The sequence below is a fragment of the Nocardia sp. CC201C genome, assembly GCF_030010695.1.
In the GTDB taxonomy this organism is placed as follows: Bacteria; Actinomycetota; Actinomycetes; order Mycobacteriales; family Mycobacteriaceae; genus Nocardia; species Nocardia otitidiscaviarum.
The window spans coordinates 1-6,030 of sequence record NZ_JASCXP010000444.1; the positions used below are offsets into that span (position 1 = coordinate 1).

The window sequence follows — 6,030 nt, forward strand, 5'->3', positions numbered from 1 at the left end:
CTCGCTGCGGTAGCGGGCGGCCACGCCGCTACGGTGGTTGCCGGGCGGGTCGGCACGGTGCGCATTTCACGCCTCCCGGTCAGCGGTCGGCGATTCCTGGAAGTAGTGCTTGTTGCGGTCGGCGTCCTCGCCGGAGCGTTGGCGGGCCAGTGCCTCGAGCACGTCGCCGGCGTCGATGCCGCCGCGCACCGCACCCGAGTCGTCCACGGCCACACCGATTCCCGACGGCGAGGAGACCGCCGCGTCCAGTGCGAGCCGCAGGTCACCATCCGGTGGGAACAGGGAGCCGCCCGCCGACATGCAGTCGCGCAGCGGATTTCCGGCGCGGAAGGCTTCCACGCCGGTGACGTCGATCCAGCCGAGCGGCTTGCGTTCGGAGTCCACCACCAGCACCCAGTCGCCGAGCAGCAGCCGCTGCCCGCTGATCTCGTCCTCGGTCGCGGTGGCGACGCCCAGGATCGGCACGGTGTCGGCGGAGCGGAACGACAGCGCCCGGTAGCCCCGGTCGCGGCCGACGAATTCGGCGACGAAGTCGTTGGCGGGCTGGGCCAGCACATGGTCGGGGGTGTCGTACTGCTGGAGTACGCCGCCCGGCCCGAAGACCGCGATGCGTTCGCCCAGGGTGACCGCCTCGTCGATATCGTGGGTGACGAACACGATGGTCTTGTGCAGTTCGGCTTGCAGCCGCAGCATTTCGGTCTGGAGTTCGGCACGCACCACCGGATCCACGGCACTGAACGGCTCGTCCATGAGCAGGATGGGCGGATCGGCGGCCAGCGCCCGCGCCACCCCGACACGCTGCTGCTGACCGCCCGACAGCTGGGACGGATAGCGTTGCGCCAGACCGCGGTCCAGACCGACCCGGTCCAGCACCTCCAACGCCGCCGCGCGCGCCTGCTTGCGCCGCACCCCCTGGAGCACCGGCACCGTGGCCACGTTGTCCAGGACGGTGCGGTGCGGCAGCAGGCCCGCACTCTGGATGACGTAGCCGATACCGAGCCGCAGCTTCACCGGGTCGATCGCCGAAATATCCTGTCCGGCAACGGTGATCGTCCCCGAGGTGGGGGCGATCATGCGATTGATCATGCGCATCGAGGTGGTCTTGCCGCAGCCGGACGGCCCGACGAAGACGGTGAAGGAACCGGATTCGATGCGCAGGTCCAGATCGTGTACGGCGGTGGTGCCGTCCGGATAGGTCTTGGTGACGCCGCGGAACTCGATATCGGACACGTGGGCCTCCCTATGCGATCGGCTGGTCGAGTCCCTGCGCCCGCACCCAGTCCGCCGCCGCGGCGGCCGGTTCGGTCTTGCTCGCGCCGGAGACCGCGGTATTGAGCGAAATCAGTTCCGCCGTGGTGAGTTTCGCCGACACGGCGTTCAGGACGGACACCAGCTTGTCGCTCTTCTTGGCGGCGTTGAACAGCGGCACCACGTTCTGGGCGGCGAAGTTGTTCTTCGGATCGGCCAGCACCACCAGGTCGTTCTCCGCGATGGCGGGTGAGGTGGTGAAGATGTCGGCGGCCGTCACCTGCCCTTCGACGAGTGCGCGCACGGTGGCCGGTCCGCCGCCGTCGGCGATCGGCACGAAGTTGCCCGGCGCGATGTCGAGGTCGTAGTTCTTCTTCAGCCCCGGCAGACCGCCCGGCCGCTCCTGGAATTCCGCGGGCGCGGCGAACGTGACCTCGGCCGAGTGCGGGGCCAGATCGCCGATGGTCCGCAGGTTCCAGCGGTCGGCGGTGGCGCGGGTGACCACCACGGCGTCGGAGTCCTGCCCGGGAGCCGGGTCGGCAATGGCGAGCTGATCGCCGAGCGCGGCGGTGAGCGCGGCGTTCACCTCGTCGGCGGAGGTGGCGGTCGCCGCCGAGTCCAGGTACTGGAGCAGATTGCCGGTGTAGTCGGGCACCAGGCCGATCGAGCAGCTGCGCAGCGCCGGGACGTACGCCTCGCGGCTGCCGATATTGAGTTTGGTGTCGACACTGAAACCGTTGGCGCGCAAGGCTTCCGCATAGATGTTGGCGACAGTCTCGGATTCCGGGAAGTTGGCCGAGCCGACGGTGACCTGGTTCTCGTCGGTGCTGCAGCTGCCGCCGCCGCCCGAGAGCGGGTCGGAGTCGCCGCACGCCGTGAGCGCCATGGCGGCCGCGAGCGCGACGGCCGCGGCGACCACCCGGGCAACGGTGAGAGCGGGGCGTAGTCCGCGGCGGCCACGCGTGGTGATCGGGGATTTCACAACTGTCCTTCCGACATCCCAGCGGATCGACAGCGGCCACGGGATGGGAAGACCGGACCGCTCATGGGTGTCCATATTGCCTGGCTCGCCGAGTTGTCGCTGACTTCTCCTGGGCGTTTCGCGCAATCGAGTGTGCCGCTGTCCACCGCCCGCACCCCCGCCAGGCAGACTGTCGCACATGTTCGGCGCAACGATTCGCTTCGGGCGGAATGGTTTCGGTCGGCTGCTCGGTACGGCACTGGTGGCGGTGTCGGCGGCGGCCATGGTGTCCTGTGCCCGCGACGACGATCCGGCCATCGTGGTGGGTGCGGGTGATTCCGCGCAGGCGCGGGTGGTCGCCGAGATCTACGCGGGCGCGCTGGCCCGCACCGGAGCCCGGACCGCCGTCGCGGCCGACCTCGGCACCCGCGCCGACTACCTCGCCGCCCTCGACGCCGCCACCATCGCGGTGACCGGCGACGACACCGGCGATCTGCTGCGCGCCCTGCACGCCGACGCCACCGCGACCACCCCCGCGAAGGTGCTCGCGGCCGTCTACGCCGCGCTGCCCGAGGGCATCGTGGTCTCCGACCCCGCCGACGGCACCGATCTGCGCATCACGCTCACCACCCGCGCCGCCGAGAACCTCCCCGCCACACTGCCGGACCTGGCTCCCCGCTGCGCCGAGTTGCGGGTGGGCATCACCACCGGCACACCCACCGATCCGCTGCGCCCCGCCCTCGACCCCGCGCGGGACGTGCGGGACCCGCTCCGAAACACCTACGGCTGCACCATCACTCAGATCACCGAGTACCCCGACGATATCGCGGCCCGAAACGCCCTGCTCAACGGCGAGATCCAGGCGGCCGTCCTGACCGTCCCCCCGCCGCTGCTGCCCGGCCCCACTCCGGAAGACCTCACCACCATCGCGGACCCCGACTACGCCTTCCGCGCCCAGCAGGTCCTCCCTGTCATCCGCAAGGGCGCGCTCACCGGCGACCAGACCCGCAAACTGAACTACGTGGCGGGCGAACTCACCACCGCCGACCTCGCCGCCATGGTCCGCGACGTCCGCGACCACAACGCCTCCCCCACCGACCTGGCCCGCTCCTGGCTCGACGCCCACGCGCTGTAGCGGGACGTCGGACGGTCGCGCACGCCCGCCGCCGAGCGGGATCTCGTCACGACACGTCCCGGCCGTCGCTGCGGTGAGGTTCCACGCAACCGGCACGACCACACCGAAACCCAGGCCGTACGGCGGTGTCCCGAATGGCCGTACGGCGGTGTCCCCGAATGCGGGTTCGGCACTGTCGGCAGGGTTCATGGGTCATCTGAACGGCTGTGGTCCGCTCCTCCCGGCAGGCGCTCGTCGACGCGCCACACGGCTGCCTGCCGATCCGTCGACCGGTCGCGAACCCGCCGACGCAGCGGGGTCCCACCGACGCACGGCCACGCCCGACGGAACCGCACGTCGGGGGGACAGCCCGACGCACGCGACGCAGCCCGACGCACGCGCCGGGGGTCCGACTCCGATGGAACCGGACCCCCGTCCTGGTGACGTCTCCCGAGCTACGCGACGCCCTCGGCGCGGGCGGTGGCGGCCACGGCCTCGGCGACGGCCGGGGCCACGCGGGGGTCGAGGGGGCTGGGGATGATCTTGTCGGCGGAGAGCTCGTCGGCGACGACACCGAAGATGGCGTCGGCGGCGGCGACCTTCATGCCCTCGGTGATGCGGCGCGCGCCCGCGTCCAACGCGCCCTTGAAGACGCCGGGGAAGGCGAGCACATTGTTGATCTGGTTCGGGAAGTCGCTGCGCCCGGTGGCCACGATGGCGGCGTACTTGGCGGCCACGTCCGGGTGGATCTCCGGGTTCGGGTTGGACATGGCGAAGACGATGGACTCCGGCGCCATGGCGGCGATGAGCTCCTCGGCGACGGTGCCCGCCGACAGCCCCAGGAACACGTCCGCGCCGGCGAGGGCCTCGGCCGGGCCGCCGGTGACGCCGCGCGGGTTGGTGCGCTGGGCCAATTCCGCCTTGACCTCGTTGAGGTCGGTGCGGTCCTGGCTCACCACGCCCTTGGAGTCGAGCACGATGATGTCGGAGACACCGGCGGCCAGCAGGATGTTCGTGCAGGCCACACCGGCGGCGCCGGCACCGGAGACCACGACCTTCATGGCGGACATGTCGCGCTGCTGCAACGCGGCCGCGCCCTTCAGGGCGGCCAGCACCACGATGGCGGTGCCGTGCTGATCGTCGTGCATGACCGGGCAGTCCAGCGCCTCGATGACACGCTTCTCGATCTCGAAGCAGCGGGGGGCGGAGATGTCCTCCAGGTTCACCGCGCCGAAGCTCGGGCGCAGGCGGATGAGGGTCTCCACGATGGCGTCAGGGTCCTTGGTGTCGAGCACCAGCGGAATGGAGTCGAGACCGGCGAACTTCTTGAACAGCGCCGCCTTGCCCTCCATGACGGGCAGCGAGGCGCGTGCGCCGATATCGCCCAGGCCCAGCACGGCGGTGCCGTCGGAGACCACCACGACCAGGCGCTCGGCCCAGGTGTAGGTCTTGGCCAGGGATTCGTCCTCGGCGATGCCGAGGCACACCTTCGCCACACCGGGGGTGTAGGCGATGGACAGGTCGCGCTGGGTCTCGAGCGGTGCGGTGAGTTCGACCGACAGCTTGCCACCGAGGTGACCCGCGTAAATTTCTTCCGTGGTGATGTCGGCCAGATTCGCCGCATTGGTCGACGGGGTCGCGGTGGCGTTCACTGCTTCAGTCACGGGTGACACGATTTCACTCCTGCTCGGTGCGGACTCAACCGTTTGACGGTTACCGTTCGGTAATAGGTACTAATGGTTTTCGGGGGCTCTGAGGTGCGCTGACCACGCCGTCGAAACGCACTGTGCCACTGTCGTCGGTCGACGTGACAGAGGCAAGGGTCCGACGGTTTGGAAAGAGCGTGTCGCTGCACAGATCGTCGAGCGAGAAAACCGGACGGGTGTGTCCGGGCATGGTGCCGGGGTGATCGTGATCACCGGATCTCCCGACCGGCTGGGGTGACAGCGGACGGGGATCGTCATATCTTGCCAGCAGCGGCGACGACGTGCCAAATCGGGCCTACGGTCCGTCTCGCTCATTCACCATTTTCAGAGCGTAGTGGACGGTAATTAACCGGAGGTAAGGGAGAACTCGCACGACCGCGTCACGATTCGGTGAGACATCACAATGCGGTCTACTCGGCCGCGGTGAGTTCCCCCACGGCCGTATTCGCCGCCGACCGGTCGGAACGGACCCACACCGAATCCAAGCCGCCCGACACCAGCCGCACCCGCCCCGCGCGGCTGCGGCCCGGATGGTCGGTGCGGCGATGCATGCCGCGGGTCTCGGTGCGCGCGAGCGCGCTGTACTTGGTCCAGCGCGCCACCGCCAGCAGCGCCGCCGCCTGCCGGGCGCGCAACCGGTCCGCACCGCCGCCGCCCAGATCGAACCGCACACCCGGCCACACGCCGTCCAGCTCGCCGATGCTGTCGCGCAGACTGCCCTCGCTGCGCCAGTACGAGCGCCGCAGGGGCAGGGTGTGCTCCTGCACCAGGCCGACCACCGCGCGCGGGTCGATGCCGGACCGCGCGCCCAGTCCGGCTCCGGGCACCGCGCGCGTCTTGCCGATGGTGCGCCGCTCCCGCGCGAAGCGGGCCGCGGCGGCGCCCGACCACACCCCGGAGGAGATCGCCCAGGCCCCGTTCTGTCCGCCGAATCCGCTCACCGCACCCGTGATCGGCTCCCGTGTGGTCACGTCGCCCGCGCCGAAGAGGCCCGGCAGGCT

The 6,030-nt window shown here is 70.3% G+C and carries 4 protein-coding genes and 1 pseudogene; 1 reads left to right on the plus strand and 4 read right to left on the minus strand.

Features of this window, described 5'->3' with window-relative positions:
• Window positions 1-66: 66 nt before the first annotated feature.
• Together QK444_RS31135 and QK444_RS31140 are read right to left on the minus strand one after the other, a co-directional pair.
• Window positions 67-1,230: an ATP-binding cassette domain-containing protein gene (locus QK444_RS31135; RefSeq protein ID WP_282785658.1), complete on the minus strand. Its 1,164-nt coding sequence runs from the start codon at window positions 1,228-1,230 to the stop codon at window positions 67-69.
• A gap of 10 nt (window positions 1,231-1,240) precedes the next feature.
• Window positions 1,241-2,134, minus strand: coding sequence for an ABC transporter substrate-binding protein (locus tag QK444_RS31140; protein WP_282785661.1), 894 nt, complete (start codon window positions 2,132-2,134; stop codon window positions 1,241-1,243).
• Window positions 2,135-2,408: 274 nt separating this feature from the next.
• Here QK444_RS31140 and QK444_RS31145 point away from each other — a divergent pair, with 274 nt between their 5' ends.
• Window positions 2,409-3,344: a glycine betaine ABC transporter substrate-binding protein gene (locus QK444_RS31145; protein WP_282785659.1), complete on the plus strand. Its 936-nt coding sequence runs from the start codon at window positions 2,409-2,411 to the stop codon at window positions 3,342-3,344.
• Between the two features lie 434 nt (window positions 3,345-3,778).
• On the opposite strand, the gene QK444_RS31150 is transcribed toward QK444_RS31145, so the two are convergent.
• Both QK444_RS31150 and QK444_RS31155 read right to left on the minus strand, forming a co-directional pair.
• On the minus strand, window positions 3,779-4,987 hold the full coding sequence (locus QK444_RS31150; protein WP_282785660.1) for an NADP-dependent malic enzyme: 1,209 nt from the start codon (window positions 4,985-4,987) through the stop codon (window positions 3,779-3,781).
• Window positions 4,988-5,439: 452 nt separating this feature from the next.
• Window positions 5,440-6,030 (minus strand): annotated as a pseudogene (locus tag QK444_RS31155) (pyridine nucleotide-disulfide oxidoreductase); the annotation flags it as partial.